General features: G+C 54.4%; 16 protein-coding genes and 2 pseudogenes. 10 read left to right on the top strand and 8 right to left on the bottom strand.

Translation table 11 applies throughout. The annotated features are described in order from the left end of the window. Window positions 1-75 precede the first annotated feature (75 nt). Window positions 76-210, top strand: a complete 135-nt coding sequence (locus BHE85_RS26880) for a hypothetical protein (protein WP_000611926.1) — start codon at window positions 76-78, stop codon at window positions 208-210. A gap of 76 nt (window positions 211-286) precedes the next feature. After that, window positions 287-640 (top strand): nitrous oxide-stimulated promoter family protein, encoded by a 354-nt coding sequence (locus BHE85_RS19715; protein ID WP_000015498.1) that lies wholly within the window; start codon window positions 287-289, stop codon window positions 638-640. A gap of 36 nt (window positions 641-676) precedes the next feature. Here the strand turns inward: BHE85_RS19715 and flhA are convergent, their stop codons facing one another. The 6 genes from flhA to hypA form a co-directional block, all read right to left on the bottom strand. Then, window positions 677-2,755 (bottom strand): formate hydrogenlyase transcriptional activator FlhA, encoded by a 2,079-nt coding sequence (flhA, locus tag BHE85_RS19710; RefSeq protein ID WP_001368717.1) that lies wholly within the window; start codon window positions 2,753-2,755, stop codon window positions 677-679. A 73-nt stretch (window positions 2,756-2,828) separates the two neighbouring features. Then, window positions 2,829-3,839 (bottom strand): hydrogenase maturation carbamoyl dehydratase HypE, encoded by a 1,011-nt coding sequence (hypE, locus tag BHE85_RS19705; RefSeq protein WP_001059906.1) that lies wholly within the window; start codon window positions 3,837-3,839, stop codon window positions 2,829-2,831. Next, the gene (gene hypD, locus BHE85_RS19700) at window positions 3,836-4,957 is read right to left on the bottom strand and encodes a hydrogenase formation protein HypD (protein ID WP_001212982.1); all 1,122 of its coding nucleotides are present in this window, start codon (window positions 4,955-4,957) and stop codon (window positions 3,836-3,838) included. Before hypD ends, hypE begins: the two co-directional genes overlap by 4 nt. Next, on the bottom strand, window positions 4,957-5,229 hold the full coding sequence (gene hypC / locus BHE85_RS19695) for a hydrogenase 3 maturation protein HypC (protein ID WP_000334884.1): 273 nt from the start codon (window positions 5,227-5,229) through the stop codon (window positions 4,957-4,959). Before hypC ends, hypD begins: the two co-directional genes overlap by 1 nt. After that, window positions 5,220-6,092, bottom strand: a complete 873-nt coding sequence (hypB, locus tag BHE85_RS19690) for a hydrogenase nickel incorporation protein HypB (RefSeq protein ID WP_000337665.1) — start codon at window positions 6,090-6,092, stop codon at window positions 5,220-5,222. The genes hypC and hypB overlap by 10 nt, the downstream gene beginning before the upstream one ends. A gap of 3 nt (window positions 6,093-6,095) precedes the next feature. Further along, window positions 6,096-6,446: a hydrogenase maturation nickel metallochaperone HypA gene (hypA, locus tag BHE85_RS19685; RefSeq protein WP_004986240.1), complete on the bottom strand. Its 351-nt coding sequence runs from the start codon at window positions 6,444-6,446 to the stop codon at window positions 6,096-6,098. A gap of 211 nt (window positions 6,447-6,657) precedes the next feature. On the opposite strand from hypA, the pseudogene BHE85_RS26875 reads away from it, so the two are divergent. From BHE85_RS26875 to hycI, 8 genes and pseudogenes are all read left to right on the top strand, one after another. Beyond that, window positions 6,658-6,918 (top strand): annotated as a pseudogene (locus BHE85_RS26875) (formate hydrogenlyase regulator HycA); the annotation flags it as partial. Continuing rightward, window positions 6,904-8,288, top strand: a pseudogene (hycC, locus tag BHE85_RS26980) (formate hydrogenlyase subunit 3); the annotation flags it as partial. The pseudogenes BHE85_RS26875 and hycC, both read left to right, overlap by 15 nt. A 2-nt stretch (window positions 8,289-8,290) precedes the next feature. Then, the gene (gene hycD, locus BHE85_RS19670) at window positions 8,291-9,214 is read left to right on the top strand and encodes a formate hydrogenlyase subunit HycD (RefSeq protein WP_000115224.1); all 924 of its coding nucleotides are present in this window, start codon (window positions 8,291-8,293) and stop codon (window positions 9,212-9,214) included. 17 nt (window positions 9,215-9,231) lie between these two features. Beyond that, window positions 9,232-10,941 carry a formate hydrogenlyase subunit HycE gene (gene hycE, locus BHE85_RS19665; RefSeq protein ID WP_001288134.1) on the top strand — a complete coding sequence of 570 codons (1,710 nt, stop codon included), beginning with the start codon at window positions 9,232-9,234 and terminating at the stop codon, window positions 10,939-10,941. A gap of 9 nt (window positions 10,942-10,950) precedes the next feature. Next, window positions 10,951-11,493 carry a formate hydrogenlyase subunit HycF gene (gene hycF / locus BHE85_RS19660; RefSeq protein ID WP_000493785.1) on the top strand — a complete coding sequence of 181 codons (543 nt, stop codon included), beginning with the start codon at window positions 10,951-10,953 and terminating at the stop codon, window positions 11,491-11,493. Beyond that, a complete protein-coding gene (gene hycG / locus BHE85_RS19655) occupies window positions 11,493-12,260 on the top strand; it encodes a formate hydrogenlyase subunit HycG (RefSeq protein WP_000067391.1) in 768 nt (255 codons plus the stop codon). Before hycF ends, hycG begins: the two co-directional genes overlap by 1 nt. Next, on the top strand, window positions 12,257-12,667 hold the full coding sequence (gene hycH / locus BHE85_RS19650; protein WP_001291921.1) for a formate hydrogenlyase assembly protein HycH: 411 nt from the start codon (window positions 12,257-12,259) through the stop codon (window positions 12,665-12,667). Before hycG ends, hycH begins: the two co-directional genes overlap by 4 nt. Next, window positions 12,660-13,130 (top strand): hydrogenase maturation peptidase HycI, encoded by a 471-nt coding sequence (hycI, locus tag BHE85_RS19645; protein WP_000132961.1) that lies wholly within the window; start codon window positions 12,660-12,662, stop codon window positions 13,128-13,130. The genes hycH and hycI overlap by 8 nt, the downstream gene beginning before the upstream one ends. Window positions 13,131-13,288: 158 nt before the next feature. Here hycI and ascB read toward each other — a convergent pair whose 3' ends face one another. Beyond that, entirely contained in the window at window positions 13,289-14,713 is a 1,425-nt protein-coding gene (gene ascB, locus BHE85_RS19640; protein WP_000110311.1) for a 6-phospho-beta-glucosidase AscB, read from the bottom strand. An 8-nt stretch (window positions 14,714-14,721) separates the two neighbouring features. Beyond that, window positions 14,722-16,179, bottom strand: coding sequence for a PTS cellobiose/arbutin/salicin transporter subunit IIBC (ascF, locus tag BHE85_RS19635; protein ID WP_039064235.1), 1,458 nt, complete (start codon window positions 16,177-16,179; stop codon window positions 14,722-14,724). Window positions 16,180-16,406 lie beyond the last annotated feature (227 nt).

Raw genomic sequence — 16,406 nt, 5'->3', positions numbered from 1 at the left:
GGGGTTATGTCCGGTTCCCTGATATTAAATGGGGTGTGATGGTTTTTATTTTCGTTGTAATCACATAAGGCGCACATGATACCGGAGTTAATCATTTCAGGGGAAGAAGCGAACGGCGAGTTCTTGATGCTGGTTCCGGGAAAGATGCTGTTTTGCAGCTTTTGCGTGATGCTTATGAAGCAAGTACGCAAAATTGCGTCGGTTGAATAAACCTCCTCCTTCAGAGCCATAGTCCCCTTTCAAATTAAGTTGTAATATAAATACACCTTAAGAGTATGGAGGCAGCATGTCCGGCAAGCGTATCTCTCGTGAAAAACTGACGATTAAAAAAATGATCGATCTTTATCAAGCGAAATGCCCGCAGGCGTCAGCGGAGCCGGAGCATTACGAGGCGTTGTTTGTTTACGCGCAAAAGCGGCTGGATAAATGTGTGTTCGGCGAAGAGAAACCAGCCTGTAAGCAGTGTCCGGTGCACTGTTACCAGCCTGCAAAGCGTGAAGAGATGAAACAGATTATGCGTTGGGCCGGGCCGAGAATGCTGTGGCGTCATCCGATCTTAACCGTGCGTCATCTCATCGATGACAAGCGTCCGGTGCCAGAACTGCCGGAAAAATATCGTCCGAAAAAACCTCGTGAATAGTATGCCGGACAGGCAGATCTGTCCGGCAATTTGCAGTTAAATCAATGCCGATTTATCAATTCCCAGCCGCTTCATCCGTGACAGCAGGGTCGTGCGTTTCAGCCCCAGACGTTGCGCAGCGCCTTTAGGCCCGGCAACCACGCCGTTGGTTTCTTTCAGCACGCGAACAATCAACTGATATTCATCTTCGCCCTCCTGAGCGACAACCGTTGCGGCAGGCGGCGTTTCAGGCTCCGGTAAAGCAATATCTGGCAATGACAGCTGCAGCACGTTGCCGCGTGTTAGCAATACTGCGCGCTCAATGACGTTTTCCAGTTCGCGTACGTTACCCGGCCACTCCATGTTGCTCAAGGTGCGCAGCGTCTCGGCTGGAATGCTGTCGATATTGCGCCCCAGACGACGGGCAATTTTGAAGGTAAAGGCTTTCGCCAGCAGCGGAATATCTTCCGGACGCTCGCGTAGTGGCGGCAGGTGAATCGGGAATACGTTCAGGCGGTAATAGAGATCGCTACGGAACTCTCGGTCGGCGACCATTTTTTTCAGATCGCGGTTAGTCGCGGCAATTAAACGTACGTCCGTCTGAATGATTTTGTTGCTGCCGAGACGTTCAAACTCCTGTTCCTGCAATACACGCAGCAACTTCGGCTGTAACTCCAGTGGCATATCGCCCACTTCGTCGAGGAACAGGGAGCTTTTATCCGCCAGTTCAAAACGACCAATGCGCTGGGCGCTGGCACCGGTAAAAGCCCCACGCTCATGACCAAACAGATCGCTTTCCAGCAATCCGGCAGGCATCGCCGCGCAGTTCATTTTGACCATGCGGCGATTATTACGCCCACTGAGATTATGGATCGCGCGGGCAATCAGCTCTTTACCCGTGCCAGTTTCACCGAGGATCAGCACGGTACTGTCACTTTGCGCCACCATTTCAACTTGTTTAAGCACGCTGTACATGGCTTCGCTGCGGCCAATAATCTCGCCAAATTCACTATCAACATTGTTGAGCTGCTCGGTCAGGGCGAGGTTTTCATCAACCAGCCGTTCTTTCAGACGATGGATTTCCTGATAGGCGAGGGCGTTATCGACAGCGATTGCCACACGTTCGGCAATCTGGCGCAGCAAATTCAGATTGGTAGTGGTAAACACTTTCTCTTCGCATTGCGCCAGTTTCAGCACGCCCAGCATGGTGTCGCCAGACATCAGCGGTAACAGGCACAAGGTTTGAATCTGGTTGCCCCAGGTGTCGAACAACATGCGTTCATAGGGGGCTAAATCGTCCCGCTCGTGGAGATTGATCAGCAGCATCTCTTTACTTTTGAACACGCGTTCGGTGAGGGTTCCGGCTTCATCGACTTCGCTCTGTTCGTGGGCGGGATGTTGTTTATCAAGATAGTGAGTGGAGTAGATGTTGAGTTTGTTTTTACGGTGGCTGCGTAAGACGATACTGATATCGTCAATGTCGAAATAGTAATGGATTTCTTTGGCGACTTCGCTGACCAGTTCGTCCATATCCAGGCGGGAAAGCACCGCGTTGGTAATGGCAACCAGGATGCGGAAGTTATCGCGCTCCCGGCATAACAACTCATAGTCGACATTGTTGACGACGCGGCTCTGGATTTGTTCGGTGACGACAGAAACGATCTGCGTAAATGTTTGCAGACGATTGAACTCTTTTTCGCTCCAGGGACGATCGTCATAACGAATAAATTCACAGCCACCAAAAATATGCCCTTCCGCCGCCAGTGGCATCAGGCAATAGTGACCAAATTTGGGGTATAGCCCACCAGCGACCAGCTGCGGCCAGGTTTCACAAAATTCTTCGTAACTGCAATGCAGCGTATCAGGGCGCGACAAAATGCGGCGTACCGGACCGTGTGCCAGAACAGTTTCGTCTTCATATTTAATGGGGGTGTCTTTTTCACGCGATGCGTAATAAGACGCACGTTGAGTCTGCGCTTGCCACAACACAATAGCCGCGTTGTCGGCGAGCGCAGAACGCTTTACCAGTTGCGAAAGAGCCTCACACAGCGAGGCCAGATCGGGCTGCTGCAATAGTGTCCGAGTGATGTCGAACAACCCTTGCTGTCCGAGATCACTCATCGGTGTATATGACATTTTGTTCTTCCAGGAAAGCACCGCAAAGCGGTGCAAAAGGTCATTGACTAACTATAGGAGATTTAGAATTTTATTAGCATATACGCGGAAGCGGTTCGGCGTGTGGTAAATCGAGGGTTCGTTTCACACCATACAGACCGGCAAGACGAACACCTTTACGTTCCACCACTTCACCAATTAGCGCCGCGTCTTTCCCCAGTGGATGGGAATGTAACGCTGCCAGCACTTGCTCTGCTGCGTTGCGTTCAACAGCTATTACTAGTTTGCCTTCGTTGGCAAAGTTAAGGGCGTCCAGTCCCAGCAGTTCGCAAACGCCGCGCACAGCAGGTTTAACCGGCAGTGCTGATTCAGAAATTTCAATACCACAACCGCAGGCTGCCGCGAACTCATGAACCACCGCGTTTACACCACCACGGGTGGCATCACGCAGCGCTTTCACGCCGGGAATGTCACGCAGCGTCTGAATAAGCGGCGTCAGCACCGCGCAGTCGCTGACCAGTTCACCATCCAGCCCCAGTTGTTCACGCAGGTTAAGGATAGTCGCCCCGTGGTCGCCGAGTGTACCGCTAACCAGCAATACATCGCCTGCGGTTAGCGTCTGTGCGCCCCAGTGAATATTCGCCGGAATTGCGCCCATGCCAGCGGTGTTGATAAACAGTTTATCTGCCGCGCCGCGCTGCACCACTTTAGTATCGCCAGTAACGATGGCAATGCCTGCCGTGCGGGCGGTTTCTGCCATGCTGGTCACTACGGCTTTCAGTGTCTCCATCGGCAATCCTTCTTCGAGGATAAAGCCACAGGAGAGATAGCACGGAATAGCGCCACTGACCGCAACGTCATTCGCGGTGCCGCAAATCGCCAGCTTGCCGATATTACCGCCAGGAAAGAACAGCGGGTCAATGACGTAACTGTCGGTGGAGAACGCCAGACGATCGCCTTCTGCTACCAGCTGCGCCAGATCAAGACGTGCCTGGTCTTCCTGCTCTGCCAGCCACGGGTTGGCAAAGGCTTCCATAAACAGGCTGTTGATTAATTGCTGCATCGCCTGGCCACCGCTGCCGTGGGCGAGTTGGATATTATTCACGCTTCACTCTCCTGCTGACGATACTGATACCACGCGGCGCACGCTCCTTCGGAGGAGACCATCAGTGCACCAAATGCGGTTTGAGGATTACAGGTGTTACCAAACAGCGGGCATTGATGCGGCTTACATTTGCCCGTTAATACCTCACCACAACGCGCGCGCGGGTCATCGCAGACCTGCTGCGGTGCCGGGCGGAAATGTGCTTCGGCATCGAATCGTTGATAATCCGGCGTCAGGTGCACGCCAGAAGATTCAATCACGCCTAAGCCGCGCCATTCGCTGTCGCCGTTGACACAGAACACATCGGCAATCGCCTGTTGCGCCAGCAGGTTACCGGCATCCGGTACCACCCGACGATACTGATTCTCTACCTTGCTGTGGGCCGCTATTTTCTGCTCCACCAGCATCACCACGCCTTGCAGTAGATCAAGGGGTTCGAAACCAGCGACCACCAGCGGACGATGAAAATCGCTGGCGATAAAATTATAGGCATCAGTGCCGATAACCATACTAACGTGGCCCGGCGCGAGGAACGCGTCGATACCGTTATCCGGCTGTTCCAGCAAACTGCGCAGCGTCGGGATAAGCGTAATGTGCTGGCAGAAGAAGTAAAAATTCTGCACATCACGCGCTTTCGCCTGTTGCAGAGTGATGGCGGTGGTCGGCATGGTGGTTTCAAAACCTAAGCCGAAGAACACCACTTTGCGGGTTGGATTCTCCTGCGCCAGTTTCAACGCATCCATCGGCGAGTAAACGATGCGCACATCGGCACCGCGTGCTTTTGCCTGCAACAGCGATCCCTGTTTCCCTGGTACGCGCATGGCATCGCCAAAGGTACAGAAGATGACTTCCGGATGGCTGGCAATCTCCACGCAGGTGTCGATTCTACCCATCGGCAGTACGCACACAGGGCAACCCGGACCGTGGATAAACTCAACGTTTTCAGGCAGTAACTGGTCGAGGCCGAATTTAAAAATAGCGTGGGTATGACCACCGCACACTTCCATAATCCGCAGAGGGCGTTCGGCGGTGTAAGAGAGATGTGAAGCACGTTCGCGCAGATGCTCAATTAACTGCATCACCTGTTCCGGCGCGCGATATTCATCAACAAAACGCATTATTTTTCCTCGCCATACAACAGCGCGCCGACATCCGGCTCAACGTCAAACATGTTTTGTAAGGCGTCGAGAGTGTCGCGTGCTTCGGCTTCAGTAATTACGCTCATGGCAAAGCCAACGTGTACCAGTACCCACTGGCCCACGCGCGGCTGACCGTTTTCATCGCAGCTGCCGACTAACGTTAAATCGACATCGCGCTGAATGCCGCAGACGTCGACTTTTGCCTGGTTGCCGTCAATGGTGCGGATCTGGCCGGGAACGCCTATGCACATCGCTGTGTCTCCAGCCAGTTCAGCCACTGGTCCATCCCTTCACCGCTGGTGGCGGAAATAAGGATGATTTCAATTTCTGGATTGACTTCGCGGGCGCAGGCGATGCACTTCTCAACGTCAAAGTTGAGATACGGCAACAGGTCAACTTTGTTGAGCAGCATCAGCGAGGCGGCGGCAAACATATGCGGATATTTCAGCGGTTTGTCTTCACCTTCGGTAACGGAAAGCACCGCCACTTTGTGTTTTTCACCGAGATCGAAGCTGGCCGGGCATACGAGGTTGCCAACGTTTTCGATAAACAGAATACCGTTATCGTCCAGTGGCAGACGCGGTGCGGCGTCGGCAATCATCTGTGCGTCAAGATGGCAGCCTTTACCTGTGTTCACCTGAATCGCTGGTGTGCCGGTAGCGCGAATGCGTGCGGCATCGTTCACGGTTTGCTGGTCACCTTCAATAACCGCGCACGGAACGCTGTCTTTCAGGCGCATTAGGGTTTCCGTCAGCAGGGTGGTTTTACCGGAACCTGGGCTGGAAACCAGGTTGAGCACCAGTTGCTTGCGGGCAGCAAAGCGCGCGCGGTTGCGTTCAGCCAGACGGTTGTTTTTGTCCAGCACGTCAATTTCGACTTCCAGCATCCGACGCTGGCTCATGCCCGGTGCGTGAGTGCCCGCTTCGCCATGACCGTAATGCAGGTCGCCTTCTTCAGTCTGGCTGGGGGTAAATTCAGGCGCTTTAATGCCGGTGATTTTCATCTTCGGGCGTGCCGCCGGGGCAAATGGCGCGCTACGAAACGCGGAATGAGGGTTATGTTCATCACCCTCGATATACAGGTTGCCTTCACCGCAACCGCATGTTGTACACATCGCTCACTCCTGGTCTATTTCTATCCGCCGAATCTGTAAACCGTCGTCTGCCACAATCTGTAGCATGTCACCATGACACTGTGGACAGCGGCGGACGCGCTGGGTCAATAGCGTCACATACTGTTGGCATGTTTCACACCAGCATTCGACCTCTTGTTCTTCGAGGTGCAGTTTACAACCTTCCGCCACGCTGCCGCGGCAAACCAGATCAAAACAAAAGGCAAGAGAGCTGGTTTCGACACAAGAAAATGCGCCAATTTTGAGCCAGACCCCAGTTACGCGTTTTGCGCCGTGTTTTGCGGCCTGCTGTTCGATCAATTCCAGTGCCCGTTGGCAGAGGGTTATTTCGTGCATATCGCCTCCCATTAACTATTGCCAGCTACAAGCAATAATTGTGCCAGTGTTGATTATCCCTGCGGTGAATAATGTCGATGATGTCGAAATGACACGTCGACACGGCGACGAAATTCATCTTTAGCTTAAAAATCGTTTTAATAACAATAAATTAAAAATTGGCACAGAAAATGCTTAAAGCTGGCATCTCTGTTAAACGGGTAACCTGACAATGACTATTTGGGAAATAAGCGAGAAAGCCGATTACATCGCACAGCGGCATCGTCGCCTACAGGACCAGTGGCACATCTACTGCAATTCGCTGGTTCAGGGGATCACGTTATCGAAAGCGCGCCTGCATCACGCCATGAGCTGCGCGCCGGACAAAGAACTCTGTTTCGTCCTTTTTGAACATTTTCGTATTTACGTCACCCTGGCGGATGGCTTTAACAGCCACACCATCGAGTATTACGTCGAAACAAAAGAGGGCAAACTGTGGTTTGCGCTGGGGCGTCTTGGCACTCTGCTGCTGGCGATTGCTTGCTGGCTGCTGTGGCAGCGTTATGGCACGCTGGATCTGCGCCTGCTGGATATGCGTATGCAACAGCTGCCGCTCGGTTCCGATATCTGGCTGCTCGGTGTGATTGGCTTTGGCCTGCTCGCCGGGATTATTCCGCTGCACGGCTGGGTGCCGCAGGCACATGCTAACGCCTCTGCGCCAGCTGCCGCGTTGTTTTCTACGGTAGTCATGAAAATTGGCCTGCTGGGCATTTTAACCCTGTCACTGCTGGGCGGTAATGCACCGCTGTGGTGGGGGATCGTGCTGCTGGTGCTCGGCATGATCACCGCGTTTGTCGGTGGTCTGTATGCGCTGATGGAGCACAACATCCAGCGCCTGCTGGCTTACCACACCCTGGAAAATATCGGCATTATCCTGCTGGGGCTGGGCGCTGGCGTAACGGGTATCGCGCTCGAACAACCGGCGCTGATTGCTCTTGGCCTGGTCGGTGGTCTGTACCATCTGCTTAACCATAGCCTGTTCAAAAGCGTACTGTTCCTCGGGGCGGGGAGCGTCTGGTTCCGTACCGGTCATCGCGATATCGAAAAACTCGGTGGTATTGGCAAGAAAATGCCGGTTATCTCCATCGCCATGTTAGTCGGGTTGATGGCAATGGCTGCGCTGCCGCCGCTGAACGGGTTTGCCGGGGAATGGGTTATCTATCAATCCTTTTTCAAACTGAGCAATAGTGGCGCGTTTGTTGCCCGTCTGCTGGGGCCGCTGCTCGCTGTGGGTCTGGCAATTACCGGTGCGCTGGCGGTGATGTGTATGGCGAAGTCTATGGCGTCACGTTCCTCGGCGCGCCGCGTACCAAAGAAGCCGAAAACGCCACCTGTGCGCCGCTCCTGATGAGCGTAAGCGTAGTGGCACTGGCGATTTGCTGCGTAATTGGCGGTGTTGCTGCGCCGTGGCTGCTGCCGATGCTCTCTGCTGCCGTACCTCTGCCTCTGGAGCCTGCTAACACCACCGTTTCTCAACCAATGATCACATTGCTGCTGATTGCCTGCCCGCTGCTGCCATTCATCATTATGGCGATTTGCAAAGGCGACCGCCTGCCGTCACGTTCCCGCGGTGCGGCCTGGGTGTGCGGCTACGACCATGAAAAATCAATGGTGATTACCGCTCACGGTTTTGCCATGCCGGTTAAACAGGCGTTTGCGCCAGTGCTGAAACTGCGCAAATGGCTGAATCCGGTGTCGCTGGTGCCGGGCTGGCAGTGCGAAGGTAGTGCGTTGCTGTTCCGCCGGATGGCGCTGGTTGAACTGGCGGTACTGGTGGTGATTATTGTTTCACGAGGAGCCTGAGAATGAGTGTTTTATATCCGTTAATTCAGGCGCTGGTGTTATTTGCCGTTGCGCCGCTGCTCTCCGGTATTACCCGCGTGGCGCGCGCCCGTCTGCATAACCGTCGCGGGCCGGGCGTGTTGCAGGAGTATCGCGACATTATCAAACTGCTGGGCCGCCAGAGCGTTGGCCCGGATGCCTCTGGCTGGGTGTTCCGCCTGACGCCGTATGTGATGGTGGGCGTCATGCTGACTATCGCTACTGCGCTGCCGGTGGTGACCGTCGGTTCTCCGCTGCCGCAACTGGGCGATTTGATCACCTTACTGTATCTCTTCGCCATCGCGCGTTTCTTCTTTGCCATTTCCGGTCTGGATACCGGTAGCCCGTTTACCGCTATCGGTGCGAGCCGTGAAGCGATGCTTGGCGTGCTGGTCGAACCGATGTTGCTGCTTGGTCTGTGGGTTGCCGCACAGGTTGCCGGTTCCACCAACATCAGCAACATTACCGACACCGTTTATCACTGGCCGCTGAGCCAAAGCATCCCGCTGGTGCTGGCGCTCTGCGCCTGTGCGTTCGCCACTTTTATCGAAATGGGCAAACTGCCGTTCGACCTGGCGGAAGCCGAGCAGGAGTTGCAGGAAGGTCCGCTCTCTGAGTATAGCGGCAGCGGCTTTGGCGTCATGAAATGGGGTATCAGCCTGAAACAGCTGGTGGTGTTGCAGATGTTCGTCGGGGTGTTTATTCCGTGGGGACAAATGGAAACCTTCACCGCCGGTGGACTGCTGCTGGCGCTGGTGATTGCGATCGTAAAACTGGTGGTCGGCGTCCTGGTTATCGCGCTGTTCGAAAACAGCATGGCCCGTCTGCGTCTTGATATTACTCCGCGCATTACCTGGGCTGGGTTTGGCTTTGCATTTTTAGCGTTCGTCTCCTTGCTGGCGGCGTGATTAAAGAGAGTTTGAGCATGTCTGAAGAAAAATTAGGTCAACATTATCTCGCCGCGCTGAATGAGGCATTTCCGGGCGTCGTGCTGGACCACGCCTGGCAGACCAAAGATCAGCTGACTGTCACCGTAAAGGTGAACTATCTGCCGGAAGTGGTGGAGTTTCTCTACTACAAGCAGGGGGGCTGGCTGTCGGTGCTTTTTGGTAACGACGAACGCAAACTGAATGGTCATTACGCCGTTTATTACGTGCTGTCGATGGAGAAGGGGACTAAGTGCTGGGTAACGGTTCGCGTCGAAGTTGATGCCAACAAACCGGAGTATCCGTCCGTGACGCCGCGCGTTCCGGCGGCGGTGTGGGGCGAGCGCGAAGTGCGCGATATGTACGGTTTGATTCCGGTTGGTCTGCCGGATGAACGCCGTCTGGTGCTGCCGGATGACTGGCCGGATGAACTTTATCCGCTGCGTAAAGACAGCATGGATTATCGTCAGCGTCCGGCACCGACCACCGATGCTGAAACCTACGAGTTCATCAACGAACTGGGCGACAAGAAAAACAACGTCGTGCCGATTGGTCCGCTGCACGTCACTTCTGACGAACCGGGCCACTTCCGTCTGTTCGTCGATGGCGAAAACATTATCGACGCAGACTACCGCTTGTTCTATGTCCATCGCGGTATGGAAAAACTGGCGGAAACCCGCATGGGTTATAACGAAGTGACCTTCCTCTCTGACCGTGTGTGCGGGATCTGCGGCTTCGCCCACAGCACCGCCTACACCACGTCGGTGGAAAACGCGATGGGTATTCAGGTGCCAGAACGTGCGCAGATGATCCGCGCCATTCTGCTGGAGGTGGAACGCCTGCACTCGCATCTGCTCAACCTCGGCCTCGCCTGCCACTTTACCGGCTTCGACTCCGGCTTTATGCAATTCTTCCGCGTGCGTGAAACCTCCATGAAAATGGCCGAGATCCTCACCGGTGCGCGTAAAACCTACGGCCTGAACCTGATCGGCGGGATTCGTCGCGATCTGTTGAAAGATGACATGATCCAGACCCGCCAGCTGGCGCAACAGATGCGTCGTGAAGTGCAGGAGCTGGTGGATGTGCTGCTGAGCACACCGAACATGGAACAGCGCACCGTCGGCATTGGTCGTCTGGACCCGGAAATTGCCCGCGATTTCAGTAACGTTGGCCCGATGGTCCGCGCCAGCGGACACGCTCGCGATACCCGCGCTGATCACCCGTTTGTTGGTTATGGCCTGCTGCCAATGGAAGTCCACAGCGAGCAGGGCTGCGACGTTATTTCGCGTCTGAAAGTGCGTATCAACGAAGTCTATACCGCGCTGAACATGATCGACTACGGTCTGGATAACCTGCCGGGTGGCCCGCTGATGGTGGAAGGCTTTACCTACATTCCGCACCGTTTCGCGCTGGGCTTTGCCGAAGCGCCGCGCGGTGATGATATCCACTGGAGCATGACTGGCGACAACCAGAAGCTGTACCGCTGGCGCTGCCGTGCCGCGACCTACGCGAACTGGCCGACCCTGCGCTACATGCTGCGTGGCAACACTGTTTCCGATGCGCCGCTGATTATCGGTAGCCTGGACCCTTGCTACTCCTGTACCGACCGCATGACTGTGGTCGATGTACGTAAGAAGAAGAGCAAAGTGGTGCCGTACAAAGAACTCGAGCGCTACAGCATTGAGCGTAAAAACTCGCCGCTGAAATAAGGAATCGCCATGTTTACCTTTATCAAAAAAGTTATCAAAACCGGTACGGCGACCTCGTCTTATCCGCTGGAGCCGATTGCGGTTGATAAAAACTTCCGTGGTAAGCCAGAGCAGAACCCGCAGCAGTGCATCGGCTGCGCGGCCTGCGTCAATGCCTGCCCGTCAAACGCCTTAACGGTTGAAACTGACCTCGCCACAGGAGAGCTGGCCTGGGAGTTTAATCTCGGGCGCTGCATCTTCTGTGGACGCTGCGAAGAAGTTTGCCCGACGGCGGCGATTAAGCTGTCGCAAGAGTACGAACTGGCGGTGTGGAAGAAAGAAGACTTCCTGCAACAGTCTCGCTTCGCGCTGTGCAACTGTCGCGTCTGCAATCGTCCTTTCGCCGTCCAGAAAGAGATCGACTACGCCATTGCGCTGCTTAAGCACAACGGCGACAGCCGCGCGGAAAACCACCGCGAAAGCTTTGAGACTTGCCCGGAATGTAAGCGCCAGAAATGCCTGGTGCCGTCCGACCGTATTGAACTGACTCGCCATATGAAAGAGGCCATCTGATGAGCAATTTATTAGGCCCCCGTGACGCCAACGGCATTCCGGTCCCGATGACGGTGGATGAATCCATCGCCAGCATGAAGGCGTCGTTACTGAAAAAAATCAAACGTTCTGCCTATGTTTACCGCGTGGACTGCGGCGGCTGCAACGGCTGCGAAATCGAAATTTTCGCCACTTTATCGCCGCTGTTTGATGCAGAACGCTTCGGCATTAAAGTCGTTCCTTCACCGCGTCATGCGGATATTTTACTGTTTACCGGCGCGGTCACCCGTGCAATGCGATCCCCTGCGCTGCGTGCGTGGCAGTCCGCGCCGGACCCGAAAATTTGTATCTCCTACGGTGCCTGCGGTAACAGCGGCGGGATCTTCCACGATCTCTACTGCGTGTGGGGCGGTACGGATAAAATTGTCCCTGTGGATGTTTATATCCCTGGCTGCCCGCCAACGCCTGCCGCCACGCTGTACGGCTTTGCAATGGCGCTCGGCCTGCTGGAGCAGAAAATTCACGCCCGTGGGCCGGGTGAACTGGATGAACAACCGGCGGAGATCCTGCATGGCGATATGGTGCAGCCGCTGCGCGTGAAAGTGGATCGCGAAGCACGCCGCCTGGCGGGTTATCGTTACGGTCGTCAGATTGCCGATGACTTCCTGACACAGTTAGGGCAGGGCGAAGAACAGGTTGCACGCTGGCTGGAAGCGGAAAACGATCCGCGTCTGAACGAGATTGTCAGCCATCTGAATCATGTTGTAGAAGAGGTGCGTATCCGATGAGTGAAAAGGTGGTGTTCAGTCAACTGAGCCGTAAATTTATTGATGAGAACGATGCCACGCCCGCCGAGGCGCAGCAGGTGGTCTATTACAGCCTGGCGATTGGTCACCACCTTGGGGTTATCGATTGCCTGGAAGCGGCGCTCACCTGCCCGTGGGATGAATATCTGGCATGGATTGCCACTCTGGAGGCGGGCAGTGAAGCCCGCCGCAAAATGGAAGGCGTACCGAAGTACGGTGAGATCGTCATCGACATTAACCATGTGCCGATGCTGGCCAACGCATTCGATAAAGCCCGGGCAGCGCAAACTTCGCAGCAGCAGGAATGGAGTACAATGCTGTTAAGTATGCTGCATGATATTCATCAGGAAAACGCCATCTATTTGATGGTGAGGAGATTGCGTGACTGACGTTTTACTCTGTGTTGGCAATAGCATGATGGGCGATGATGGCGCAGGTCCGCTGCTGGCGGAAAAGTGCGCCGCCGCGCCGAAAGGTAACTGGGTGGTGATTGACGGCGGTAGTGCACCGGAAAACGACATCGTCGCCATCCGTGAACTGCGCCCTACGCGGTTACTGATTGTCGACGCCACGGATATGGGGCTAAACCCCGGCGAGATCCGCATCATCGACCCGGATGATATCGCCGAGATGTTTATGATGACTACCCATAACATGCCTCTGAACTATCTTATCGACCAGTTGAAAGAAGATATTGGCGAAGTGATTTTCCTCGGCATACAGCCGGATATCGTCGGCTTTTACTACCCGATGACCCAGCCGATTAAAGATGCGGTAGAAACCGTTTATCAACGACTGGAAGGCTGGGAAGGGAATGGCGGCTTCGCGCAGTTAGCGGTGGAAGAAGAGTAGTTTTTCATTAAGGAATCAGGACAGGGATGTTCTTGATGGGGTGAACCAGCTCTGATGCCAAATGCTAAATTGCCCGATGCGCTGCGCTTATCGGGCCTTCCTGGTTCGTGCGACATGTAGGCCGGATAAGGCGTTCACGCCGCATCCGGCACTGTTACTTACTCTAAATCTTCCCCATTACTGGCAATCACTTTTTTATACCACCAGAACGATTTCTTACGTGTGCGCGTCAGCGTGCCGTTGCCTGCGTCGTCACGGTCTACGTAGACAAAACCGTAGCGTTTGCTCATTTCACCCGTAGAGGCGGAAACTAAATCAATACAGCCCCATGTGGTGTAGCCCATCAGCGGAATGCCATCTGCAATCGCTTCGCCCATTGCGCGGATATGTTCGCGTAAATAGCTGATGCGATAGTCATCGTTAATCTCGCCATTGGCAGCAAGTTCATCTTTTGCGCCGAGGCCGTTTTCCACCAGAAACAGCGGCTTCTGATAACGATCGTACATCATATTCATGGTGATACGCAGACCGAGTGGATCAATTCCCCAGCCCCAGTCGCTCACTTGCAGATACGGGTTACGCAGCGATTTCACCACGTTCGCCGCACTGCTGTTGTTGGCGTTCATCTCCGCCGAGGCGCAGCGCGAGGCGTAATAGCTGAAAGAGACAAAATCGACGGTGTTTTTCAGGATCTCATCATCGCCCAGCGCTTTATCTATGGTTACCCCTTTTTCGCGAAATACGCGGGCAGAGTAAGCCGGATACGCGCCGCGCGCCTGCACATCGATAAAAAACAGGTTTTCCCGATCTTTCTCCAGCGCCGCCCAGACATCTTCCGGTTTGCAGCTGTAAGGGTAGAAGTTGCCGCCCGCCAGCATACAGCCCACCTGATTTTGCGGGTTAACCTCATGGGCGATTTTGGCGGCTAGCGCACTGGCAACCAGCTGGTGATGCGCGGCCTGATATTTCACCTGATCCTGATTTTCACCTTCTTCAAACACCAGACCCGCGCCGGAGAACGGGCTATGCAACATAATGTTGATTTCATTGAAGGTTAGCCAGTATTTCACCAGACCATCAAATGCTTCAAAGCAGGTTCTGGCGTAGCGGCTGAAAAACTCCACCAGCTTGCGGTTACGCCAGGAGCCATATTCGGTGACCAGATGCATCGGCACATCGAAGTGGCACAACGTGACCAGCGGTTCGATACCGTACTTTTTACACTCTTCAAAGACAGAACGATAAAAAGCAATGCCCTGCTGATTGGGCGTGATTTCATCGCCCTGCGGAAAGAGACGGCTCCAGGCAATTGAGGTACGGAAAACCTTGAATCCCATCTCTGCCATCAGGGCGATATCTTCTTTATAACGATGATAAAAATCCGTCGCCTCATGGCTGGGATAAAACTCGTCATCGCGCAACTGAAAACGTTTTTCCAGCCCCAGTTTCACCGCCATTCGATGCTCGCCGTGTGGGATCATATCGACGGTGGTCAGCCCTTTTCCGCCTTCACGGAACGCACCTTCAGACTGGTTGGCGGCAAGCGCGCCGCCCCATAAAAAACCTTCTGGAAATACTGACATTTTCATCCTCAATTAAGACTTACTTCTTTGGCGACGGTCGGTTGTACGCTCTGATGCTTTCGCGCCTGGGCAGCCGCTTCCTCAACAGGAATATCCTCAAAGCCGAGCAACAGTGTGAGGATAAACGACAGCACCACCGCCAGCGCCATGACCGCGAACACCCAGACGATGCTCATTGGATTCGCCGGATCGAAGAATTGCACGCTGGTAAATAGCCCCGGCGCTGCCATTGAGTGGCTGGCAAGCCCCGCCATACCGGCAACCGCGCCGCAAATAAAACCGCTGATAAGACTGGCGATAAGCGGACGTTTCAGGCGGATCGCCACGCCGTATAACGCCGGTTCGGAAATCCCCGCCATAATGGCTGATGCCGCCGCAGCCAGCGCCGTCTGGCGCAGTTCCGGGTTTTTCGTTTTCCACGCCACCGCCAGTGATGAACCGCCCAGCGACAGGTTAGCGCCGATCTCTGACGGCATGACCATCCCTTCTTTGCCGGTTTCGGCAATGGTCTGAATGATGGTTGGCGTAAAGACGCGGTGCATCCCGGTCATTACCAGCAGAGGCCACAGCGCGCCCATAATGGCGACTGAAAGCCAGCCCAGATAACCATGAATGCTGTAAACCAGCGCCGAAATGGCGCTACCGATCCAGATACCAATCGGGCCAATCAGCAGGATTGCCAGCGGTGCGGCAATCAACACAATCAGCATTGGCTTGAGGAAGTTTTTGGTCACCGCCGGTGTAATGCGATCCACCCAGCGTTCGATATATGACAGGCACCAGGTCATCACCAGCGCCGGGATCACTGTGTAGGTGTATTTCACCGCGGTGACCGGAATCAGGGCAAATTCGACATGTTCACCCTGGGCCGCTTTCGCCATCAGTTCAATAAAACTCGGATGTACCAGCACACCCGCGATGGCAATCGCCAGCGACATATTGGTTTTAAATTTGATGTCGGCAGATGCCGCGACCATCAGCGGCAGGAAGAAGAAAGCACCGTCACCAATCACATTCAGAATGGTTAAGGTCGGCGATCCTTTTGTCAGCACGCCGCTCATCTCGAGGATCATCGCCAGCAGTTTGACCATCGATCCGCCGATAATCGCCGGGATCAGCGGTGACATGGTGCCGATCAGCGCATCGAGGATCCCCACACCAATGCGACGCGGCGTGAGTTTGGGTTTACCCACGGGCTGTGCGGGCTGCATATCTCCCGGCAGCAGGCTGACGACTTCCTGAAAGGCTTGTGAAACGGTATTGCCGATAATCACCTGACACTGGTTGTCACTACGTACCACGCCGAGCACGCCGGGGATGGTTTTTAACGTCGGGCTGTCGATAAGCTGGTCATCTTTGATAACAAAGCGCAAACGCGTCATACAGTGCGTGACCGCCGAGATGTTATCAACGCCGCCCAGTGCCGCTATCTCCGAGCGTGCCAGCGCCGCATAATTTTTGGCCATCGGATTTTATCCTGTTATCAGTAGGGTAGATGTAGTTGTTATCAGTCGACGTAACGGAAAAATGCCGATGCTGAAACGGAATTAGGAAACCGGTTTCACAAAATCATGAATAGTTGTCACTAAATAAGCAAGAGAGTTAATTATTCATTTTTTATATTTGTGAAACCGGTCACCTGAATATTTTTCCCGCCGATTGCGCAAGGACAATCGGCAAACGGTGCAGTACA

Origin of the sequence: Shigella sp. FC1567 (assembly GCF_001743015.1) — a bacterium.
Lineage (GTDB): Bacteria > Pseudomonadota > Gammaproteobacteria > Enterobacterales > Enterobacteriaceae > Escherichia > Escherichia coli.
This window is presented reverse-complemented; position numbering and strand designations above follow the sequence as displayed.